Source organism: Luoshenia tenuis, from assembly GCF_014384745.1.
Classification (GTDB): domain Bacteria; phylum Bacillota; class Clostridia; order Christensenellales.
On sequence record NZ_JACRSO010000002.1, the window covers coordinates 193,108 to 215,974 of the forward strand.

Consider the following 22,867-nt stretch of genomic DNA (forward strand, 5'->3'; position numbering starts at 1 on the left):
CAGGAATGATACCAACATCTTAACACACGGCCCTGAGCGCCGCAATCAATTCACCAACAATGTTCGCCTTTTTTTGCAAAACGTTCGTCTTTTATTCGCCCCGTTCCAATGCCGCCCGCGCTTCCAGCGAGGCTTGCAGGATCACGGCCTGCAAGGGAACGCCGTTTTGCCGCGCCGCCTGGGCGCAGTCCTCAAATTCTGGTTTGAATTTGACCGCCTGCCCTTCGCCCGCCACCTTGACCCCGATGGGCCCGAAGGAGGTTTGCGCCTTGATCATCCGCCGGTTCAAAATCTGACGCTCCAAATCCTGGCGCCGCACCCCCAGGGTGGTGGTCTCGCGCAGCATCAGCGCCGATAATGCTTTTGCCCGCGCGGCCTTGCAGATGACCGAGAGCATGGTCGCCGGCCGGCTCTTTTTCATATAGATCGGCGTGTAGTATACATCCAGCGCGCCCGCCTGCAGCAGTTGCTCCATCACATACCCCATCGCCTCGCCGGTCATATCGTCCAGGTTACATTCTAAAAGACAGATGCGATCCAACCCTTCGCCGCTTTGCGCCTCACCCAAAACGGCGCGCAGCACGCGCAGGGCGCCGCCTTTTTCTTCTGGATAGAGCCCATAGCCCACGGCTTCCATCTTCATTTCCGGCATCGGCCCATAATCGTCACAGGCCTGCGTAGCCAACGCGGCCGCAAGCGGGGTGACGCCCTCGCCATTCATGGCACCAGCGCACACTGGGATCCCCTTTAACAGCGCCAGCGTCAGCGGCCGTGGAACCGGCAGGGTGCATCCCTCATCGCTGTAAACTCCCGTCCCCAGCGGTAGGGGCGATAAGAGGATCCGCTCTACCCCGCTCTGACGCAAACGGCAAATCTGCTGGGCGCAAACGGCCAGCAAATAAGCCTGTTTCGGGCTAGCGACCTTTATCTCCTTTTCCTCTATGCCCTCCAGCCTGGCACGCACCTGCGCCAAGCGCTCAAGGATATCCAGCGCCAAACGCCTGGCTTCCTGGGTAATCTTACAGATATCAAGCTGCCTTTTCACCGTGCCAAGATCCCAGGTTTGCGTGCCCTCCGGCCCCGGCGCATACAACGCCTGCACACACCGGCCCGCCACGTCCGCGCAGCGCTTGGTCTCCATTTGCAGCGCGGCTCCGGGGAAGCCGATATCTAGCGGCTCGGAATTTTCCAGATCGGCCAGCGCGCCGCAAAGCATTTCCAAGTTTAGCCCCGCCCCAGCATCCAGGTAAAGTACCCGCATCTTCTGATATCCTCCTAACGTTGCATGGGCATGCGGTTGATCATCGAGGCCAGATAGCCCGCGCCAAACCCATTGTCGATATTGACCACGGAAATGCCGCTGGCGCAGCTGTTGATCATGGTCAGCAGTGCGGAAAGTCCGCCGAAATTGGCCCCATAACCTACGCTGGTAGGTACGGCGATCACGGGCTTATCCACCAACCCGCCCAGTACGCTGGGTAGCGCCCCTTCCATTCCCGCCACGGCGATCACCACATTGGCGGACATGATCCTATCCGTATAGCTCAGCAACCGGTGGATGCCGGCCACCCCTACGTCATAGATCCGCTCCACCTTGTTGCCGAAGGTCTCCGCCGTAATGGCGGCCTCCTCCGCTACCGGCATATCCGAAGTGCCCGCGGTAGCCACCAGAATATGCGTTTCCGGCATCTCCACCGCCTCCCGCTTGACCACCAGTACGCGGGAGAGCGGGTCGTACTGCAGCGGGCACCCCTCAAGCTCCGGGGCGATCTTCTCAAAAGCCTCCTGAGATAAACGCGTACCCAAAATGTTGCGCGTACCCCGCGCCAGCATGTTGCGCAGGATCCCTACGATCTGCTCGGGCGTTTTGCCCGCACAATAGATCACTTCTGGATAGCCCGTGCGCACCGCCCTGTGATGATCCACCTTGGCATAGCCCAGGTCCTCAAAGGGCAGACGGCGCAGCTGTTCCATGGCATCTTCCAAACTTACGCTGCCGGCCTGTACGCTTTCCAGCAGCGTCCTTAACTCCTGTGTTTCCATCCTGTTATTCCCCCTTAGGTTTAAGGCCCTCGTTCATGCTTCCTGTTCTAAAGCCCTGCAAATCCAGCGCCACATAGCGGAAGCCTACCTCTTTAAAATAGTCTGTGACTGCCTCGCGCAGCTCCGCGTCCAAAAAGCGGCCGATCTCCGCTTGCGGCACCTCGATGCGGGCCACCTCTCCATGATGGCGCACGCGCATCTGCACAAAGCCCCTGTCCATTAAAAAATTCTCCGCCCGTTCTACCTGCAAAAGCGCCTCCGCGGTGATGGGCGTGCCATAGGGAATGCGGGAAGCCAGGCAGGCATAGGAGGGTTTTTCAGCGGTAGATAGTCCGTATTGCCTGGATAGCTCCCGAATGTCCGCCTTGGTCAGCCCCGCCTCCAGCAATGGGCTTACAATGCCCAGTTCCTTGACCGCGCGCATCCCCGGGCGGTAATCACCCAGGTCGTCGGCGTTGGCCCCGTCCGCCAGCAGTTGAAAGCCCTGCTCCGCGGCGGTTTCGACGATCTTTCCAAACAGGGCGCGCTTGCAGTGATAGCAGCGCTCCTGGGTGTTTTCTCGAAAGCCCTCGATGGCCAGCGGATCGATGGGGATCTCCATCTGGCGCACATCCATCTTTGCGGCCAGCGCACGCGCCTGCTCCCGCTCCCACTGCGGGCACATGATACCCGCGGCGGTGATTGCCAACACCCGCTCTTTTCCCAGCGCCTCCCGGGCCGCGCGCAGCAAAAGCGTAGAATCCACACCGCCCGAAAAACCGACCGCCAGGTTGGGGTATCCCCCCAATATCGCCATCAGCTTGTCCCTTTTATAGGCCAATTCCTGCATCATGTTAACTCCCTTCTCCAACTTATTTCAGCATATCACACCTGGCGCAAATTTGGAATATTCACGTCGAAGGCGCCCGCTTATCAGCACAGAAAATATCGCCCATCTTACACAGGATGAGTGATGTGCGGTGCCGCCGTTGTTCGTTCTTATTAACATATGGAAAGGCTTTCGAGAGAGCATAAAAATATCGTTACCCACAAGAAACTGGTAACGATATTGGGGGCAACATTGCGCTGCCGGAAATATTGACCAAAAATATACCACGCGCCAAGGTGCTGACCGAAAAAGTTAGTAACAAGGCGAATCGTCGCAGACACGCCTTCAAGCGGACAGTGCGGGCGCAGCGTGATTTTTTATGAAAAAGAAGGCAAAGAACAACAGGCGACGGATTTTTATTACTTATGGATGCCTCCGAGTCGTTTCCGTATCTTTTGCATATGTCTTTTTGTTGCTATATCGATGGGCTCCCCTTCAAATTTCTTTTGTGACCTGAATACATAATCCAGAAAATTTCCGTGCATTTCATCTTTTATAAGCGGGATTCCTGTTCTTTTAGACTTTTCCTTCAGATAGTATAGACTGCCCTTATATGAATATTTTCGATAGAGATTTTTGCCGCTAATGCGACGATTATTATGTGCTATACTTTGATTCTTAACAATAGTACGGAGTTTCCGGTACAACCTGTTATAGTATTTGCTGATAGTCTTATCTCGAATGCGAATACTCTTTCCATCAAAAGCAAATCCTAAAAACTCGATAATGTTTTTGCCGTCGGCCCCATTACTAATAAAGCTATTCGTGCAATTTTTGACAGACATATTGTCAAAATAAAACACCTTTGTTTTTGAATCCTTAAGTTCCAGATGAGGAACAGAATCCAAAATATTTTTGATGGTCTTATAATGTACAGAAAAATCTATGTCACTTTGAGGAATGATGACAATAAAGTCATCGCTATAACGCATATAGAAACCATCAAATGAAGAAACATATTTCTGTAAATTCCTATCTGCCGTAAGCATATATACATTGGCAAAAACTGCACTAATCGGGCAGCCTTGAGGCACTCCATGCTTCGGGTGAGGGGAAGTGTGAACCAGATTCTTATTTTGCCTAAACTGTTCTGGAGACAATGCTCTTTCGTTCGAACGGTCGTTAAATTCCCTTCGACCTTTACGTGTATCCTCAAGCCCATTAAGCATCAATAAATCCTGCAATTCAACATAAGAAAAACGCGTAACGTTCTTATATACTGCATAGACATCAGCTGATAATTTTTTAACTGATAACAAATCACACAACTGTTTTTTCAAATATATATGATCTAAATTATCAAAAAAGTCAGTGAAATCACCAATTATCACATAACATGAGGTTGTAGCTCGAATATGCTGAAACGCCTCTTTTGCAAAATCAATATTGCTTTTTCCCAAGTTCGTTCGATATGCTACTGCAACAGAATCGATTCCATCTTCCTTTACCCTCCGATTATAAGCTTCATTTACGAGATATGCATAATAACGATAAATCCATCCATCTATGTGAGCTGAATAATAAATCTGACGTTTCTTGGGCTCATCTTTTTTGCCATCTTTAACTTTTCGACTTTTTATCGTGTAGTGAATAAAAGGATAAAATCCATGATGAGCAACTTTTTCAGGAGATGTTATATATCCAAAACACTTATCAAGAGATACTCTTCGATCAAAATGAGTGTATTGGGGAGACTCTTTCTGAGATTGTTTCTCTTTCCATTCACACAGATTCATAAAATCCCCTATATAGCGCAATACCCGTCGGCACGGAGGATAGCATTCCTTAGCTGACGGGTATACTTTTTAACTTGGTATTCTACTTAGCCTTTTGCCTTGTTGTGCATCAATACCAGCTATCCTTCAATTCGCCCAATCTTCAATCATGGTATAATTGAAAGGGAGGACTGTATCAACATGACTCTGTGCATCATTGTCCTTGCGGTAGCCGATCGGCTGGCTCGGATTCATGACCAGCAGCTCCATCGTGGATTTCTGGAAGAAATCTGCTCCGGACTGTTGACAACAATCTCCTTCCTCTAAACCTTGAGTTTAGAGCATGTATAGTATATTACACATTTACTATTTTGTCAATTTTCCCTTTGATAGAATAAGTTCATAGGCAAAATGCTTTAACCTTGTTGTACTTATGTAGTTCGTTTCTTTTTCCGGGGGCCTCTGGGTCTACGCCTCCACTCCGGTGCGGAAATGGGTAGTTTCGTGGCTGACAAAAAAACAAATAATCCGAACCCATCTTCCTCGGGGAAGAAGCGATTCGGATTATATTGATTTGGTGCCGGAGGCCGGACTCGAACCGGCACGGTGTCGCCACCGGTGGATTTTGAGTCCACTACGTCTGCCAATTCCATCACTCCGGCATGTTGCGCCTTATCTGGCGACGAAAATCATCTTATCATAACCGCCGGTATTTTTCAAGTATTTTTCCCTTTGTCCTTGCAGGTTTTCGCCACTTTTGCGGCAAAAACCCTGAAAAGTGCAAAAGCCTGTTTTAACTGCAACCCATTTTTGGTAAACTATTTTCAGCAACGCTAAACGTGCGTACATTTTTAGAGGGGGGATTGTTTTGCAGCAGCGGGAAAGGTTTGGATCGCGCCTGGGCTTTATCCTGATATCCGCCGGATGCGCCATTGGGCTGGGGAACGTGTGGCGCTTTCCCTACATCGTAGGGCAAAATGGCGGCGCCGCCTTTGTACTGATCTATCTGTTCTTTCTGGTGGTTTTAGGCCTGCCGATCATGGTGATGGAGTTCTCCGTCGGGCGGGCTAGTCAAAAGAGCGTTGCCAGCTCTTTTCGCGCTCTGGAACCTAAAGGCAGCAAGTGGCACTGGTTCGGCTATTTTGCCATGGCGGGCAATTACCTGCTGATGATGTTTTATACCACCATCGCCGGGTGGATGCTCGCTTACCTTTTTAAAATGGCCCGGGGCGAGTTTAACGGTCTAAGCGCCGGCCAGGTTCAGGCCGCCTTTCAAGGCCTGCAGGCCGATCCCGCCGCACAGATCCTCTGGATGTTGCTGGTGGTTCTGCTGGGCTTTGGCATTTGTTCGCTGGGGCTGCGCAACGGCGTTGAAAAGATCACCAAAGTAATGATGACCTGCCTGCTGGCCATTTTGGGCATATTGGCCGTCCACTCCATCCTGCTGCCCGGCGCGAGCGAAGGGCTGCGCTTTTACCTCATGCCGGATTTTGGCAAAATGGCGCAAAGCGGCGCGGGCAACGTGGTATTTGCCGCCATGGGACAAGCCTTTTTTACCCTCAGCATCGGCATCGGTTCCATGGCGATCTTCGGCACCTATATCGATAAAGAGCGCAGCCTGATGGGCGAATCCCTGAATATCATGATACTGGATACCTGCGTGGCCTTTGTGGCGGGGCTGATCATCTTCCCCGCCTGCTCGGCCTTTAATGTGCAGCCGGACAGCGGCCCCAACCTGATTTTTATCACCCTGCCCAACGTCTTTAACGGCATGGAGGGCGGCGCGCTTTGGGGCAGTCTGTTTTTCATTTTTATGTCCTTTGCCGCGCTTTCCACCGTCGTGGCCGTCTTTGAAAACATCCTTTCCTTTGCAATGGATTTATGGGGCTGGTCTCGCCGTAAAGCCGCGCTTATCAATATCCTACTGGTCGCGGTGCTCTCGGTCCCCTGCGCGTTGGGTCCCAATCTGCTGGGCGGCTTTACCCCCTTCGGGCCGGGCAGCAGCGTACTGGACCTGGAGGACTTCATCGTCAGCAACAACCTGCTGCCCCTGGGCGCTTTGGTCTATCTGTTCTTCTGCGTGAGCCGCTACGGCTGGGGCTGGGACCAGTTCATCGCCGAGGCGGATGCGGGCCGCGGGCTGAAATTCCCCCGCTGGGCCCGCAAATACGTGACCTATGTGCTCCCCATTATCGTGCTGTATATCCTGATCCAGGGATACCTGGATAAGTTCCTTTTTCATTAGGCTTTTCAGGATAAGATGCGCTTTTACCCTCACTTTTTTTGTGGTATGATGAGGAAAAAGAAAATCTGGCAGAAAGGATATTTGCCATGAAGATCAGCGAACTTTTAAAAGAGGATAAGGTCACCCTTTCCTGTGAGATCTTTCCGCCTAAAACCGGGGCGGCTTTGGAGAAGATCGACGCGGTGGTGCGGGATATCGCCGCGCTGCGCCCCGCCTTCATTTCCGTTACCTATGGCGCGGGCGGTTCCACCTCCAAGCGGACGGCGGAGATCTCCACTAAAATACAAAACCAGTACGGCATCCCCGCTTTGGCGCATTTGACCTGCGTCTCCTCTACCCGTGAGGAGATCGCCGGGATGCTCGCGCGCTTTCGCGCGGAAGGGATCGAAAATATTCTGGCTCTGCGGGGCGATATCCCTCAGGAGAGCAACTTTCCCTCTCCTGAGCATTACCACTATGCCAGCGAATTGGTGGAGGATATCCGCCGCCAGGGGGATTTCTGCATCGGCGGCGCCTGCTATCCGGAGGGGCATATCGAGTGCGCGCACAAAGAGGACGATATCGACTTTCTCAAGCGCAAGGTGGACTGTGGATGCGACTTTCTCACCACGCAGATGTTTTTCGACAATAACGTATTTTATAATTTTCTCTACCGCGCGCTGGCTAAGGATATCCGCGTGCCCATCGTCCCCGGGGTCATGCCGGTGATCAACGCCAAGCAAATTCGCCGCTCCTGCGAGCTTTCGGGTACGGTGCTTCCGCCCCGCTTCAAGGCCATCACCGATAAATTTGCGGATAATCCGCGGGCGATGAAGCAGGCTGGCATCGCCTATGCCACCGAGCAGATCATCGACCTGATCGCCAACGGCGTCAAGCATATTCACTTATACACCATGAACCGGCCCGAGATCGCGTCCAAAATCATGGACAACCTCTCTGACATCTTAGGCTAGAGGCCCCGATATGATTGAGGTCTGTACCCGCGAGGTATTGCGCTATCTGGGCTATAAAAAACGGAATACCGCAACGCCAGAGGTGCTGGCGGATGTGGATTCCTGCCTGCAGGAGTTGCGTCAGGCCGCCGCGCCCCGGGATATTTACCGTATCTTCCCCTGCCAGGTGGATACGCAGGCCGTCAGCGTCATGCTGCCCTGCGCTACCTTTAAGAGCCGTAATCTCGCCCGGCACCTTGCAGGCTGCCAGGAGGCGGTGCTTTTTGCGGCAACGCTGGGCAGCGGCGTGGATATCCTCATCCACCGCTACAGTCAGCTTCAGATCAGCCGGGCGGTGATCCTGCAGGCCTGCGCCGCCGCCATGGTCGAGGCCTTTTGCGATGCGCGCCAGGCTGAGATACTAAGCGCCCTGCCGCAGCGGCGCTACGCTCGGCCGCGCTTTAGCCCGGGTTACGGCGATTTCGCCCTGGAAAACCAAAAGACATTTACAGCCATTTTAGAAACGTCCAAGCGCATCGGTCTGACGTTGACCGAAGGGGATCTGATGGCGCCTACCAAATCGGTCACCGCCATCATCGGTCTGGATGAAAACCCGACGCGAGCCGGCGGCAACCCCTGTGTCGAATGCTCGCTGGCACACTGTGCGTATCGCAGACTGGAGGAACGATAGATGAAACCCATCTTAACTGAACTGGGCCGCCGGATGCTGTTTTTCGACGGCGCCATGGGCACATTGTTACAGGCCAGCGGCCTTAAGGCAGGGCAGCTGCCCGAGTTGTGGAATCTGGAACGGCCGGAGTTGATCTGCGATATCCACCGGCAATACCTTGAGGTGGGCTGCGACATCCTTTCAGCCAATACCTTTGGAGCCAATGCCCTAAAGCTCTCCGATACCGGCCATACGGTGGACGAAGTGGTAACGGCCGCGGTATCCTTGGCGCGTCAGGCTATCCATACCTCCGGCAAGGACGGATATGTGGCGCTGGATATCGGCCCGACCGGTAAACTTCTGGCGCCTTTGGGGGACCTGCACTTTGAACAGGCCTACGATCTTTTTAAAGAGATGATGCTGCCCGGCGCCCGGGCGGGCGCCGATCTCGTCTTGATCGAAACCATGGGCGACACCTATGAAATCAAGGCCGCCGTACTGGCCGCCAAGGAAAATACCGATCTTCCGGTATTTGTCACCATGATCTTTGATGAAAAAGGGCATTTGTTGACCGGCGGCGATATTGCAAGCGCCGTCGCCATGCTGGAGGGGCTGGGCGTAGACGCGATCGGGCTCAACTGCGGTCTGGGCCCGGTGCAGATGCTGCCCCTGTTTGAGCAGCTCCATTCCCTGACCTCCCTGCCGATCATCGTCAACCCCAATGCCGGGCTGCCCCAGGTGGTGGATGGAAAGACCACCTACGACATTACGCCAGACGAATTTGCGCGCGCCGTACACGCCATCGCCGCCAAGGGCGCGTGGCTGGTGGGCGGCTGCTGCGGCACTACGCCCGGACACCTGGCCACCGTGGTAGCGCAGTGCAAGGATCTGGCGCCGCTGCCCATCGTCCCCAAGGGGCGCACGGTCATCTCCTCTTATACGCACGCGGTCAGTTTTGGCGCCGACCCCATCCTCATTGGCGAGCGGATCAACCCCACCGGCAAGGCCAAGCTCAAAAAAGCGCTGCGTGAGGGCGATATGGAATATCTGCTGCGCGAGGGCATTGCCCAGCAGCGCAGCGGCGCGCACGTGCTGGACGTCAACGTCGGTCTGCCGGATATCGACGAAGTAGCCCTAATGCCCCAGGCTGTGCGGGCGCTGCAGGGCGTGCTGGACCTGCCTTTGCAGATCGACACCACCAACCTCGCGGCTATGGAGAGCGCCCTGCGCATTTATAACGGTAAGGCGCTGATCAACTCGGTCAACGGCAAGGAAGAGAGCATGCACGCTATCTTTCCGCTGGTCAAAAAGTACGGCGGCTGCGTTATCGCACTTACGCTGGACGAGAGCGGCATTCCGGAAACGGCTCAGGGCCGGGTGGCCATTGCCCGCAAAATTTTAACCGTTGCGCGCAGCTACGGCATTGGTAAGGAGGACATTATTTTTGACGCGCTGGCGCTGACCATCAGCGCAGATCAGCAGGCCGCGCAGGTCACGCTGCAGACCCTTGCCGCGATCCGCCGGGAGCTGGGCGCGTACACTTCGCTTGGGGTCTCCAATATTTCCTTTGGCCTGCCCCAGCGCGAAAATATCAACGCGGCATTCTTTACCATGGCGCTGCAAAGCGGGCTGAACGCCGCCATCATCAACCCCAACAACGCGGCAATGATGAAGGCGTATGACGCCTACCGCGCCCTGGCGGGGCTGGACGACCAATGCATGGACTATATTGCCCACTACTCGGCTGAAAGCCCGGCGCCCAGCACAGCCCCCTCCGTGCAGGCCCTTTCCCTGCGCGAGGCGGTGCTGCGCGGCCTGCAGGAGAGCGCCGCCCAGGCCGCGGGCGAAATGCTGGCCTCTACCCCGCCGCTTGAGATCATCCACGACAGCCTGATCCCGGCGCTGGATCAGGTGGGCCAGGCCTTTGAGAAGGGCACGCTCTTTCTTCCTCAGCTTCTCATGAGCGCGGAGGCGGCCAAGGCCGCCTTTGAGGTGATCCGCGTCCAGCTGGAGGCCCAGGGCGGCAGTGCGCAAGCCAAAAAGGAGAAGATCATTCTGGCCACGGTCAAAGGCGATATTCATGACATCGGGAAAAATATCGTCAAAGTTCTGCTGGAAAACTACGGTTACGATGTGATCGATCTGGGCAAGGATGTGGACCCAGAGCGCATCGTGGCGGCCGCGCAGAAACAGGATGTGCGTCTGGTTGGGCTAAGCGCTTTGATGACCACCACCGTCGTCAATATGGAAGAGGCGATCAGCCGCCTGCACGCTGCGCTGCCAAAGTGCAAGGTGATGGTGGGCGGCGCGGTACTCACCCAGCGCTATGCGGATATGATCCACGCGGATCACTATTCCGGCGACGCCATGGGCGCCGTACGGTACGCTGAAACGGTGTTTGGGAAAAACTAATTATTAGCATAAAGCCGCGTCTGATCAAGCAGGCGTGGCTTAAATTTTGATAAAATGCAACTAATAAGCGCGGCAAAGGAATCATTTCCTTTACCGCGCTTTTGGTCTTAACAGTTAAAACACGATGGGATAAGCCTGCTCCACCAGGTCGTCCAGTACCACCATGGCCAACGGCCGCCCTTTTGAGAAACGGTTTTCGATCAAGATCATCTCGGTGGGCACGTTAGTGGTCATCCCGCTTTTCTGCACCAGCACCAGTTCCTCCGGCTCCTGCACATAATGGACGAATACCAGCGCCTGACCATTGACCCCGTTCTTTTTAAAGTCGATGGTCTTAACGCCCTTACCGCCCCGGCCCTGGGGCTCGTAATCCACTGCCAGGCTGCGCTTGCCGTAGCCCTTGTCGGAGATCACCACGATTTCGCCCTCCTCGCCCACCTGGCGGACAAAGATCACCTGATCCCCATGGCTTAGGGCGATGGCCTTTACGCCGCTGGCCGTGCGCCCCATGGCGGAAACCTGATCCTGTCCAAAGCAGATGCTCATGCCGTTTTTCGTGATCAACAGGCAGTTTCCATCCGGCCGGGCGAACTCCACCGCTACCACCTGGTCGTTATTTTTCAACCCACAAGCCTGAAAAGCCTTTTTCCGAATATTATATTGCTCGTACAGGGATTTTTTGACCATTCCATCCCGGGTGAAAAAGAGCAGTTCCTGACTAAAATCCACCGCGGGCAGCAGCGCAACGACCGTTTCATTCTTCTTTAGCTCCGGTATGAAGTTGGCGATGGGCACGCCCCTGTCCCGCCACTTGCCATCGGGCAAGTCCTCCACATTGATGAACCCGGCGTTTCCAAGGTTGGTAAAGGCCAGCATGCGCTCGTTGGTTTTCATGGGCAGGATCTGCACCACATGATCCCCTACCACAGCGCCGCTCTCCTGCGCGCGGTTGGCTTTTTGGTACAGCCGGTCCGCCACGCGCTTGATCGCGCCGTTGGCCGTGCGCACCACGACGGTATCCTCGACGATCACCTCATCGCCCTGGGCCGGCTCCACCTCGTCCTCGGTATTGAGGAACTGGGTCAGCCGCGGGGTAGCGTATTTGTCCCTGATCTCCTTTAGTTCTTTTTTAATAACGCTCATCAACCGCCGTTCGGAGGACAATATGGCCTCCAGTTCCGCGATCAGCGCCAAAATCTTATTGTATTCCTTTTCCAGATTTTCGATCTCCAGCGCCGTCAGCCGCTGCAACCGCATATCCAAGATAGCCTGAGCCTGCACCTCGCTTAAAGCGAAGCGCTCGATCAGCCGCGCCTTGGCCTCCTTGGGATTCTGGCTGGAGCGGATAATGCGGATCACCTCGTCGATATTGCGCACGGCGATCATCAATCCCGCCAAAATATGCTCCCGCGCCTTGGCCTGTTCCAGGTCGTGCCGGGTGCGTCGGGTCACCACGTCCTTTTGGTGGGCGATGTAGATGCGGTTGATCTCCAGCAGCCCCAGCTGCTGGGGCCGGCCACCGGCAATGGCCACCATGTTGATGCCAAAGGTCACCTGCAACTGGGAGTACTTGTACAGGTAGGCCAGCACCTTTTCCTCGTCCGTATCCCGCCGCAGCTCGATCACCGCGCGCATGCCCTCCCGGTCGGATTCGTCCCTTATATCCGTGATGGCGGAGAGCAAGCCCTTTTTATCCTCCCGCAGCTTGAGGATCTTTTCCAGCAAAGCCGCCTTGTTGACCTGATAGGGCAGCTCGGTGATGACGATGTTTTTCTTGCCGTTTTTAAGCTGCTCTACAAACAACCGCGCGCGCAGCTTGATGCGGCCCCGCCCGGTGGCATAGGCCTGCTCCAGCTCGCCGCCCTCCAGGATATATCCTCCCGTGGGGAAATCCGGCCCCTTTATGATGGCCATCATCTCTTGCAGGGTGATCTTGGGCTTGTCGATCTGGGCGATCACCCCATCGATGGCCTCGCCCATGTTGTGCGGCGGGATATTGGTGGCCAGGCCTACCGCGATGCCGGAGGCGCCGTTGACCAGCAGGTTGGGGAAACGCCCGGGCAGCATGTCCGGCTCTTTTAGGGTATCATCAAAGTTCAGGCTCCAGCGCACCGTGTCCTTATCGATATCTCGCAGCAGTTCCAGCGCCGGCGGCGCCATGCGCGCCTCGGTATACCGCATGGCCGCGGCCGAGTCGCCATCCACTGAACCAAAGTTGCCATGTCCGTCCACCAGCGGCGCGCGCATGTTAAAGCCCTGGGCCATGCGCACCAGCGCATCGTACACCGAGGTATCGCCATGGGGGTGGTATTTGCCCAGGCAATCGCCCACGATGCGGGCGCATTTGCGGTAAGGCTTATCCGGGGTCATCCCCAGCTCGTACATGGTGTAGAGGATGCGCCGCTGTACGGGCTTTAAGCCATCCTCCACCCGGGGCAGCGCCCGGTCCAGTATGACGTATTCCGCATAGGGTATCATGGAGGCGTGCATCACTTCCTCCATGGATTGATAAAAGATGTTTTCATCCTTTTGCTGAGGTATGGGCTCTACCCTTCTCTTTTTTGCCATGCTCTATCGCGCCTCCCGCTGGGCAAACGTATCGACCTTATTAAAGTCTGCGTGCTCGCTAATGTATATTTTGCGTTTTTCCACCTTTTCGCCCATCAGGGTGGTGACCAGCCAGTCGGCCTCGGCCGCATCGTCAATAGTCACCCGCACCATGGTGCGCTGCTCGGGGTTCAGGGTGGTGTCCCACAGCTGCTCGGGGTTCATCTCCCCCAGGCCTTTATACCGCTGCAGGGTGTAGCCCTTGCCCACCTTGCGGATCGCGGCGTTGAGCTCCTTATCGCTGTAGGCGTAGATCGTGGTCTTGCCCCGCGCTACCTTGTAAAGCGGCGGCATGCCGATATACACGTGCCCCTGCGAGATCAGCTCGCGCATATAGCGGAAAAAGAAGGTCAGCAGGATCGCGCGGATATGCGCGCCGTCCTGATCCGCATCCGACAAAATGATGACCTTGTCGTACTTCAGCGCACTGATATCAAAGTCCTCATCGATACCGGTACCCAGGGCGGTAATAATGGTGCGGCACTCGTCGTTGGCCAGCACCTCATCCAGCCGCTTTTTCTCCGCGTTAAGGGGCTTGCCCCGCAGCGGTAAGATGGCCTGAAAGCGCCGGTCGCGCCCCTGCTTGGCCGAGCCGCCGGCCGAATCGCCCTCTACGATAAACAATTCGTTGACCGTTGGGTCCTTGCCAATACAGCTGGCCAGCTTGCCTACCAGCGGCGCGCCCTCCAAACTATTCTTCTTGCGGGCGATATCCTTGGCTTTCCGGGCCGCCTCCCGCACCCGAGCCGCCTGCACCGCTTTTTCCAGCACCGTGCTCGCCGCGGCCTGGTTGCGGATATCCTCTAAATACAGGGTCAGCTGCTCGGCGATCACGCCCTCCACGGCCGGGCGCGCCTCAGTGTTGCCCAGCTTGGTCTTGGTCTGGCCCTCAAACTGAATGTTCTGCATTTTGACTGAGAGCACCGCCGTCATGCCCTCGCGGAAGTCGTCCCCAGTCAGGTTATTGTCTTTTTCCTTTAAAATGCCGTTTTTGCGGGCAAACTCGTTAAACACCCGTGTAATGGCTGCTTTAAAGCCGGTCTCATGGGTGCCGCCCTCGGTGGTGGGGATGTTATTGACGTAGGAGAACAGGTTGTCCGAATAGGCGTCCGTATATTGAATGGCCGCCTCCACATATATATTATCCCGCTTGCCGGTCAGAAAGATGGGCGGCTGGTAAAGCGGCGTGCGATCCTGGTTGAGATAGGTCACAAAGTCCGACAGGCCGCCTTTAAAGTGATACTCCCGCCGCTTATAAGCTCCATCCTCCCGCTCGCGCTCATCGGTTAAGCGGATACACAGGTTGTTATTCAAAAAAGCCAGGTCGCGCAGGCGGCGACTGATGGTCTCAAAGCTATAGTGAGTGGATTCAAAGACCCTGGGGTCTGGCTTATAAGTGATGACCGAGCCGCGCTTGCGGGTATTACCCACCTTTTGCAGCGGGCCTTTGGGCACGCCGGAAGAAACCTTACCGGTCTTCTCGTTATACACGCTGGCAAACTCCTGGCGGTAGATATAGCCATCTTTATAAACTTCACAGGTCAACCACTCGCTAAGGGCATTGACCACCGAGGCGCCCACGCCGTGCAGCCCGCCAGAATAATTATAATTATGCGCATCAAATTTACCGCCCGCATGCAGTTGGGTAAAGACCACCTGCACGCCGGATACCCCAAGCTTTGGATGGATATCCACCGGGATGCCCCGGCCGTTATCCGTCACCGTTACGCTGCCGTCCTTATGCAGGGTCACAGTGACCAGATCGCCAAAGCCATTGGCCACCTCGTCAATGCCGTTGTCCACGATCTCCCAGAGCAGGTGGTGCAGCCCCCGGGAACCCGTGGAGCCGATATACATGCCCGGGCGCATCCGCACCGCGTCCAGGCCCTCCAACACTTGGATATCGCTGGAACCATACTCGCTAGCCATCAATCCGTCTCCTTTTAAGCCAAAATGCCCGCAACACCAGATGCTGTGGGCCTTCCCTTTTTATTCCACAAGATATTATTATAAGCTACCCCGCCGCATTTCGCAACTTCTAACGTTCAAATCCAAAATAGCATAAAAAAAGGAACGGTGAAATTCACCGTTCCTTTTGTATCAACCCTTTTACTGCTTAGATGTATTTCTTACGCGCAGCGTAGTGCGTGTGCAGCAGCTGATGGGCCAGATGGCTGTTGGGCTCGCCCAGGAACTCCTCATACAGCTTTTTGATGGAGGGATTCTCGTGGCTCTTGCGGATGGTCATCGCCTCGTCCTCATCGTAGATTGCCGCGGCGCGCACCTTTTTGGGGTCCACGTCCATCTTCACGCGGGCCGAAACGATGGGCTGGCCGCCGCCGGTCACGCAGCCGCCGGGGCAGCCCATGACCTCGATGAACTGATAATCAGCCTCGCCAGCGCGGACCTTTTCCAGCAGCTTTTTGGCGTTGCCCGTGCCATGTGCAACGGCTACGCGCACCTTCGTGCCGTCCAGATCCACTTCGGCTTCCTTCACGCCCGCGATACCGCGGACATCCTTGAAGTCCACATCCTCCAGTTCTTTACCGGTCACGACCTCGTAAACGGTACGCAGAGCCGCTTCCATGACGCCGCCGGTGGCGCCGAAGATGGCCGCAGCGCCGGTGGAATCGCCCAGCACCTCGTCAAACTGCTCATCCGGCAGGTTCACAAAGTCAATGCCGGCTTCTTTGATCATCCGCGCAAGCTCGCGGGTGGTGATGACGGCATCCACATCCTCGTGGCCCTCCACTTCCATCTCGGGGCGCTGGCGCTCAAACTTCTTGGCCGTGCAGGGCATGACCGAAACGGTGAAGATCTTCGCCGGGTCGATATTGTTCTGCTTGGCATAGTAGCTCTTGATGATGGCGCCCAGCATCTGGTGGGGGCTCTTGCAGCTAGACAGGTTATCCAGGAAGTCCGGGAAGAAGTGCTCGCAGTACTTGATCCATCCCGGGCTGCAAGAGGTAATCATCGGCAGCTTACCGCCGTTCTTCAAACGGTTGATCAGCTCGGTGCCCTCTTCCATAATGGTCAGGTCCGCGCCAAAGTTGGTGTCAAACACCTTATCAAAGCCCAGGCGGCGCAGCGCGGCGGCCATCTTGCCGGTCACGCGGGTGCCCATGGGCATGCCGAACTCCTCGCCCAGCGCAACGCGCACGGCCGGGGCCGGCTGCACGACGACGTGCTTATCCGGGTCGGCAATGGCCTCCCACACGCGGTCGGTGTCGTCCTTCTCACGCAGCGCGCCCACCGGGCAGGCCGCGATACACTGCCCGCAGTTGATGCAGGGCACCTCGCCGATGTTCTTGTTGAAGGCCGGCTCGATGATCGTGCCAAAGCCGCGGTTGGTAGCGCCGATCACGCCGATCTTCTGCACATTGTGGCAGACAGCGGCGCAGCGGCGGCACAAAATGCACTTATTGGCATCCCGCACGATGGACGGAGACGAGAAATCGTCAATGGGATACTCGTTGCGTTTCCCCTCAAAGCGGATTTCCTTTACGCCCATCTCCTCAGCCAGGCGCTGCAGCTCACAGTTCTGGTTGCGCACGCAGGTCAGGCAGTTGCGGTCGTGGTTGGAGAGCAAAAGCTCCAGGTTCATCTTGCGCGCCTCGCGCACCTTGGGCGTATTGGTCTTCACCACCATGCCCTCGGCTACCGGCATCACACAGGCGGCGGACAGTGCACGCGCGCCGGTATCCACCATGCAGATACGGCAAGCGCCGATGGCGTTGACCTCTTTCAAATAGCACAGCGTGGGTATATTGATATTGGCCTGACGGGCGGCATTGAGCACCGTGGTGCCGGCAGGCACCTGGACTTTTACGCCGTCAATAGTCAAATTGATCATATCCATTATTGTCTTTCCCTCCCAAAACAGTTTGATTATTTACGGCTGATCGCCTTGAAGGGGCATTTTTCGATACAAGCGCCGCACTTGATGCACTTGGCCGTATCAATGGTGAACGGCTCCTTCACCTTACCGGTGATGGCGCCCGCCGGGCAGGACTTGGCGCACAGGCTGCAACCGCGGCACTTCTCAGGATCGATCGAGTAGTTCAGCAGTTTGCGGCAATGGCCGGCCGGGCAGCGCTTCTCGCGGATATGCGCCTCGTACTCGTCGCGGAAGTGGCGGATGGTGGACAGCACCGGGTTGGGCGCCGTCTGCCCCAGGCCGCAAAGCGCAGTGGCCTTGATGTTCTCGGCCAGCTGCTCCAGGCGCTCGATGTCGCCTTCCTCGCCCTTACCCTCGACGATGCGCTCCAGGATCTCCAGCATGCGCCGGGTACCGATACGGCAGGGCGTGCACTTACCGCAGGACTCGTCCACCGTGAAGTCCAAGAAGAAGCGCGCGATGTCGACCATGCAGTTATCCTCGTCCATAACGATCAAACCGCCGGAGCCCATCATCGAACCCGCTTCGATCAGGGAATCATAGTCGATCTTGATATCCAGCATGCTGGCAGGGATACAGCCGCCGGAGGGGCCGCCCGTCTGGGCCGCCTTGAATTTCTTGCCATTGGGGATACCGCCGCCGATATCGTAGATGACCTCGCGCAGCGACGTGCCCATGGGGATCTCCACCAGGCCGGTGTTGTTGATCTTGCCGCCCAACGCAAATACCTTGGTGCCCTTGGAGCGCTCCGTCCCCATGGCGGCAAACCAGTCGGCGCCGTTGAGGATGATCTGCGCTACGTTGGCATAGGTCTCAACGTTATTGAGCAGCGTGGGCTTGCCAAACAGACCCTTTACAGCCGGGAACGGCGGACGGGTACGCGGCTCGCCGCGGAAGCCCTCGATAGAAGCCATCAGCGCCGTCTCCTCGCCGCAGACGAACGCGCCGGCGCCCAGACGCACCTCGATATCGAAATTGAAGCCGGTATCAAAGATGTTCTCGCCCAGCAGGCCCATGGCCCGCGCCTGACTGATGGCGATCTCCAAACGCTTAACCGCGATGGGGTACTCCGCGCGGCAGTAGATATAGCCCTGATCCGCCCCGACAGCATAGCCGGCAATGGCCATAGCCTCCAGCACTGCGTGGGGATCGCCCTCCAGCACCGAACGATCCATGAACGCGCCCGGGTCGCCCTCGTCGGCGTTACAGGCTACATACTTCTTATCGCCCACCGCATCGTGGGTAAACTGCCACTTGCGCCCCGTGGGGAAGCCCGCGCCGCCGCGGCCGCGCAGACCGGATTTCAAAATCTCGTCGATAACCTCCTGCTGGGTCATCTCCGTCAAAGCCTTGGCCAGCGCGCGGTAACCGTCAAAGGCGATATACTCTTCGATCTTTTCAGGATCGATCACGCCGCAGTTGCGCAGCGCTACGCGCTTTTGCTTTTTATAGAATTCGATCTCGTTCAGGGACACTTCGACCTGTTCGCCGGCGCTTTCGTGATGCAGCAGGTGCTGCACGATGCGGCCTTTGACCAGGTGCTCCTGCACGATCTCTTCAACATTCTCTTCTTTTACGCGGGCATAAAAAGCCCCTTCAGGATAAACGATAACCACCGGACCCATTTCGCACAGGCCGAAACAACCGGTACGTACAACCTTGATCTCTTTATCCAAGCCGGCCTTGGCGATCTGCTCTTCAAACAGTTCAATCAGGCGCGGGGACCCGGAAGAAGTACACCCCGTACCTCCACAAACCAGAACATGCGCGCGATACAACTCCATGTCTGATAACCTCCTCAAAAATTCCTAACCCCAAGCGGGCGTCGTTTATTTATTTGCCTCGGCATAGCCGATGGTGTACTCTTCCACAACCTGGCCGTTGACGATATGGTCGTTGACCACCTTCGCCACCTTGTCCGGCGTCATGTGCACATAGGTAACTTTCTCGTTGTTGGGCGCATAGACCTCAACGATGGGCTCCAAGCGGCATACGCCGATGCAGCCGGTCTGGGAGACCGTCACATCCTGCAGATGGCGCTTATTGACCTCCTCCATAAACTGGAGCAGCACAGGGCGCGCGCCCGCGGCGATACCGCAGGTGGCCATGCCCACGACGATACGCGTGCCTTCGCGATCCTTACGGATGTTGACCTGTTCCAACGTGCGCTTGCGGATCTCTTCTAATTCCTTAATGGACTTCATTCCAATACACCTCCGTTTAGTGAATCAATACCTTCTTGCAAATATTCCTGCATCCAGGATACGACCTGCGGCGTTTCCAGCGGCACATCGCCGCCCAGCTGCTGGCGAATCTCCCGCGTGTCGAACACGAAAGCATCGCCATCTACCTTATAGGCAAATACAAAGTCGATCAGCGGATTACACATCACAAGCGAAACAACCGTTCCGGCCAGGTCCCCCATCGGCGGCCGGTCGATATTGCTCAGCTGATAAGTCGCCTGGACGACCGTCCCCACGCCGACCTGCGAGCGGATGGAAAAACTTCCGCCGCTGCGCTCGGCTCCAGCCTTAAACAGCGGAATCCCCAGGCCGACCTTGCGAGTCGTCCGCGTCGTGGTAAATGGGCTGGTCACCCGCGCCACCATCGCCTCGTCCATACCCTTGCCGTTATCCTCCACCTCAATGGTCAAAAGATCCTGGGCACGGCTGACGGTAAAGCGGATCTGCACCAGCTTGGCATTGGCCACCACCGAGTTTTGCGCAATATCCAAAATGTGCAGGGATAAATCTTTCATCTTAATCTAACGACCTTATTTCGTGCGGTACTTGGCGATGATGCCGGGGATATCGTCCTCGGTCAACCGGCCGTACACATCGTCATTGATCATCATGACGGGGGCCAGGCCGCAGGCGCCCAAGCAGCGCGTAGCTTCCAAAGTAAACTTGCCATCGGGCGTGGTCTTGCCCACGGGCACATCCAGTTCCTTGCAAAGGGCATCCAGCACCTTTTGCGAGCCCTTAACGTAGCACGCGGTACCCATGCAAACGCCGATGGCGTACTCGCCCTTGGGTTCCAGGCTGAACTGGGCATAGAAAGTGGCGACGCCGTAAACGTCAGACAGCGGAACCTCCAGCCCCTCGGCGATGAAGTTCTGAACTTCGATCGGCAGGTAGCCAAAGAGATCCTGTGCCTTCTGCATGACCGGCATCAGGGGCCCTTCTTTCCCCTTATACTGGTCGATGACGGCTTGGAGCTGTTCATACAGTTCCTTGTTCTCACAGCTTGACATCTCGTTTAACCCTCCTTATTCATATACACCCGCTTGTCCCTGAAGGGGACGTCACGAAAAATTGATAAAAAATTATCAATAATCGACGCATTATATTCTATCATAACCATCGACAAGATGCATCTTTTTTTTCTTTTTTCCGCGAAAAAATCCGCCGAATTAACCAATATTGCCGCTTTTTTCCTTCAACCGGCGGATGACGGCCGCAACCGAGCGCTCCTGCACGCGCAAAAAGTTATCCCGCTCCAATATCGCGCCCAAATCGTGCGCATCCGAAGAGTAAATCGTGCGGTATCCCCCGATCCCCTCGGGCGAGGGAGCCAAGCGGGAGACCTCCAGCGTGGTCACCGGCAGCCCGGGCGGGATAAAGCCCAGGTTGTAAAGCAAACTATTGGCCTGACGGTTGACGTGCGCCGGAACCATAGCCCCGCCCATCTCCAGCACCTTCTGGCAGACCTCGTCGATGGACAGCGTTGTGGATTGGAGCAGCAGCCGCGGCTCGTCCCCCACGCGGCAGTCCTCCTCGTCCATGAGCCACTGCTCGCCAAACAGCTGGGGCATGGCGGGCATATCCGGCAAAAACCGGTAGTGCCAATCGTCAAACTCCTCCAGCAGGTCAAAGTCCGGAAAATAGCAGAGCAGATGCACATCCTCCCGGGACTGGGCCTCCATACCCGGAAGGACCAGAACGCCGTATTCTTCGGCAGCGCGGGCCACGGCGCGCGCGTTCTTGGCCCGGTTATGGTCGGTCACGGCGATCATATCCAGCTGCTTTAACATCGCCATGCCCGCGATGTTGTTGGGCGTCATATCCCGCTCGGCACAGGGCGACAGGCAGGAATGGATGTGCAGGTCTACTGCCAGGCTTTCCATACAGATCAATCCTGCCCGGCGTTTTCGCGCAACTCGGCTTCGTAGAGCAGGCCGCACAGTTCAAAGGCGGTTTTGGGGCTGGAAAGCACGCATACGCCTTCGTCTTTGGCCTTATCTAGGGAAACCTCCTCCACCGCAATCCCTTCGGGCACGATCACGCACCCCAGATCCAGCAGCGTCGCCACCGCGATCACGTTCAGATGGGTCTGCACCGTGACCCAGGCGCCGCCGGCCTTGGCGTGCGCCATCACAAAACTGAGCAGGTCGCACACGTGGCCCGAGGTGATCTCCCGCTCCATGTCCTCCCCGGCCACCAGCACCTGGCTATCCGTCAATTCCACTACATCGCACAACTTCATAACATTTCCACCCTTCGTTTATACAAATTACAATAACATTCTTATACCCGGGTCAGTTTAGCAAACAGGTCCTCAAACACCTTATCCCGCCGCACGTAAAGGGCCTGGCGGATCAGGTGCCGGCGCGGGTCGTAGCCATAGGTATGCTCCGCCGTTACGATGGGGCTGTGGATCAGCGCCGTATCGATCCAGTCCTCATCCCCCACCAGGTAGGCAATGGTCACAATATCCCATATTTCCTTGCTCCAGACCTTGCCCATGCCCTCGAATACCGCCTGGCCGCAGGTGATCTCGTAAAGATAATCCCCTAAGGGGCTCTTGCCTTTGAGGTAGTGCCGCAGCTCCGGCTCCGTGGTCAGCAGGTGGCTGGTCACGCCCCAGGCCGGCAGCTGCACCAAGGGCACGCCGCAATCGAACACCACGCTGACCGAGAGGGTATCCTGCATGCAGTTGAACTCCAGGTTATCCGGCCAGCCCGGCGCATTCCCGCCCAGCCAGACCACTACCATCTTTTTAATAATCTCAGGCGCCATCAAGATGGCCGAGGCCACATTGGTCAACGCGCCGATGGCCACGACATAGAGCACCTCGCCCTCCGGCAGGGCCCCTACCCGGGCGATCAGATCCTTGGCGGCGTCCGAGGGCACAGGGTAGCGCAGGTCTTTTAAATAGGCGCGCGAGCCGCGGTAAGCCCGGGCCTTTAAATCTTCACGGCCCAACAGTTCCAACACGTGCAGGATCTCCGCGTAGCTCTTTTCCATCCCGATATCGGGCGTGGCCGCCTTCAGGTTAGAAAAAGGGGCCGCATACACTGCCTGCAGGTCGATCCTCTCCGGCGAAAGCACCGCGTAGGAGAGGGCGTACTGGTCGTCCACCTCGTTAAAAGTATCGGTATCCAGCACGGCCTTGACCCTGCCGCTGGGCCGTTCCAGCCGCGCCAGGCGCGTAGCCGCATCGATCCTAGGGTAAGTTATCGCTTCTTGCATCGCTGT

The 22,867-nt window shown here is 56.4% G+C and carries 18 protein-coding genes and 1 tRNA gene; 4 read left to right on the forward strand and 15 right to left on the reverse strand.

Annotated features, from left to right (window positions below; genetic code table 11):
- Positions 1–91 precede the first annotated feature (91 nt).
- From larC2 to H8699_RS05865, 5 genes are all read right to left on the reverse strand, one after another.
- Complete coding sequence (gene larC2 / locus H8699_RS05845) at positions 92–1,261, reverse strand: nickel pincer cofactor biosynthesis protein LarC2 (RefSeq protein ID WP_249284873.1); 1,170 nt, start codon at positions 1,259–1,261, stop codon at positions 92–94.
- Positions 1,262–1,275: 14 nt separating this feature from the next.
- Positions 1,276–2,043, reverse strand: coding sequence for a nickel pincer cofactor biosynthesis protein LarB (larB, locus tag H8699_RS05850; protein ID WP_249284874.1), 768 nt, complete (start codon positions 2,041–2,043; stop codon positions 1,276–1,278).
- 4 nt (positions 2,044–2,047) lie between these two features.
- A complete protein-coding gene (gene larE, locus H8699_RS05855) occupies positions 2,048–2,872 on the reverse strand; it encodes an ATP-dependent sacrificial sulfur transferase LarE (protein ID WP_249285112.1) in 825 nt (274 codons plus the stop codon).
- Positions 2,873–3,270: 398 nt separating this feature from the next.
- Positions 3,271–4,647, reverse strand: a complete 1,377-nt coding sequence (locus H8699_RS05860) for a reverse transcriptase domain-containing protein (RefSeq protein ID WP_249284875.1) — start codon at positions 4,645–4,647, stop codon at positions 3,271–3,273.
- Between the two features lie 554 nt (positions 4,648–5,201).
- A tRNA-Leu gene (locus tag H8699_RS05865) sits at positions 5,202–5,288 on the reverse strand.
- 206 nt (positions 5,289–5,494) lie between these two features.
- On the opposite strand from H8699_RS05865, the gene H8699_RS05870 reads away from it, so the two are divergent.
- From H8699_RS05870 to H8699_RS05885, 4 genes are all read left to right on the forward strand, one after another.
- Entirely contained in the window at positions 5,495–6,871 is a 1,377-nt protein-coding gene (locus tag H8699_RS05870) for a sodium-dependent transporter (protein WP_249284876.1), read from the forward strand.
- A gap of 86 nt (positions 6,872–6,957) precedes the next feature.
- Entirely contained in the window at positions 6,958–7,824 is an 867-nt protein-coding gene (gene metF, locus H8699_RS05875) for a methylenetetrahydrofolate reductase [NAD(P)H] (protein ID WP_249284877.1), read from the forward strand.
- 10 nt (positions 7,825–7,834) lie between these two features.
- The gene (locus H8699_RS05880; protein WP_249284878.1) at positions 7,835–8,494 is read left to right on the forward strand and encodes a vitamin B12 dependent-methionine synthase activation domain-containing protein; all 660 of its coding nucleotides are present in this window, start codon (positions 7,835–7,837) and stop codon (positions 8,492–8,494) included.
- Positions 8,495–10,885, forward strand: coding sequence for a homocysteine S-methyltransferase family protein (locus tag H8699_RS05885; protein WP_249284879.1), 2,391 nt, complete (start codon positions 8,495–8,497; stop codon positions 10,883–10,885).
- 114 nt (positions 10,886–10,999) lie between these two features.
- Here H8699_RS05885 and gyrA read toward each other — a convergent pair whose 3' ends face one another.
- The 10 genes from gyrA to H8699_RS05935 form a co-directional block, all read right to left on the reverse strand.
- Complete coding sequence (gene gyrA, locus H8699_RS05890) at positions 11,000–13,453, reverse strand: DNA gyrase subunit A (RefSeq protein WP_249284880.1); 2,454 nt, start codon at positions 13,451–13,453, stop codon at positions 11,000–11,002.
- A gap of 3 nt (positions 13,454–13,456) precedes the next feature.
- Entirely contained in the window at positions 13,457–15,421 is a 1,965-nt protein-coding gene (locus H8699_RS05895) for a DNA gyrase/topoisomerase IV subunit B (RefSeq protein WP_249284881.1), read from the reverse strand.
- A 187-nt stretch (positions 15,422–15,608) separates the two neighbouring features.
- Positions 15,609–17,351 carry an NADH-dependent [FeFe] hydrogenase, group A6 gene (locus H8699_RS05900; RefSeq protein WP_138296029.1) on the reverse strand — a complete coding sequence of 581 codons (1,743 nt, stop codon included), beginning with the start codon at positions 17,349–17,351 and terminating at the stop codon, positions 15,609–15,611.
- A 29-nt stretch (positions 17,352–17,380) separates the two neighbouring features.
- Positions 17,381–19,174 (reverse strand): NADH-quinone oxidoreductase subunit NuoF, encoded by a 1,794-nt coding sequence (gene nuoF, locus H8699_RS05905; RefSeq protein WP_249284882.1) that lies wholly within the window; start codon positions 19,172–19,174, stop codon positions 17,381–17,383.
- Between the two features lie 45 nt (positions 19,175–19,219).
- Positions 19,220–19,594: a (2Fe-2S) ferredoxin domain-containing protein gene (locus tag H8699_RS05910; protein ID WP_138296031.1), complete on the reverse strand. Its 375-nt coding sequence runs from the start codon at positions 19,592–19,594 to the stop codon at positions 19,220–19,222.
- Complete coding sequence (locus H8699_RS05915) at positions 19,591–20,148, reverse strand: ATP-binding protein (protein ID WP_249284883.1); 558 nt, start codon at positions 20,146–20,148, stop codon at positions 19,591–19,593. Before H8699_RS05915 ends, H8699_RS05910 begins: the two co-directional genes overlap by 4 nt.
- Before the next feature lie 15 nt (positions 20,149–20,163).
- A complete protein-coding gene (nuoE, locus tag H8699_RS05920; protein ID WP_138296033.1) occupies positions 20,164–20,643 on the reverse strand; it encodes an NADH-quinone oxidoreductase subunit NuoE in 480 nt (159 codons plus the stop codon).
- A 159-nt stretch (positions 20,644–20,802) separates the two neighbouring features.
- Positions 20,803–21,516 carry a hypothetical protein gene (locus H8699_RS05925; protein ID WP_249284884.1) on the reverse strand — a complete coding sequence of 238 codons (714 nt, stop codon included), beginning with the start codon at positions 21,514–21,516 and terminating at the stop codon, positions 20,803–20,805.
- A gap of 5 nt (positions 21,517–21,521) precedes the next feature.
- Positions 21,522–21,875, reverse strand: a complete 354-nt coding sequence (locus tag H8699_RS05930) for an AraC family transcriptional regulator (protein ID WP_249284885.1) — start codon at positions 21,873–21,875, stop codon at positions 21,522–21,524.
- Positions 21,876–21,916: 41 nt separating this feature from the next.
- A complete protein-coding gene (locus H8699_RS05935; protein WP_249284886.1) occupies positions 21,917–22,861 on the reverse strand; it encodes a nucleoside hydrolase in 945 nt (314 codons plus the stop codon).
- Between the last annotated feature and the right edge of the window lie 6 nt (positions 22,862–22,867).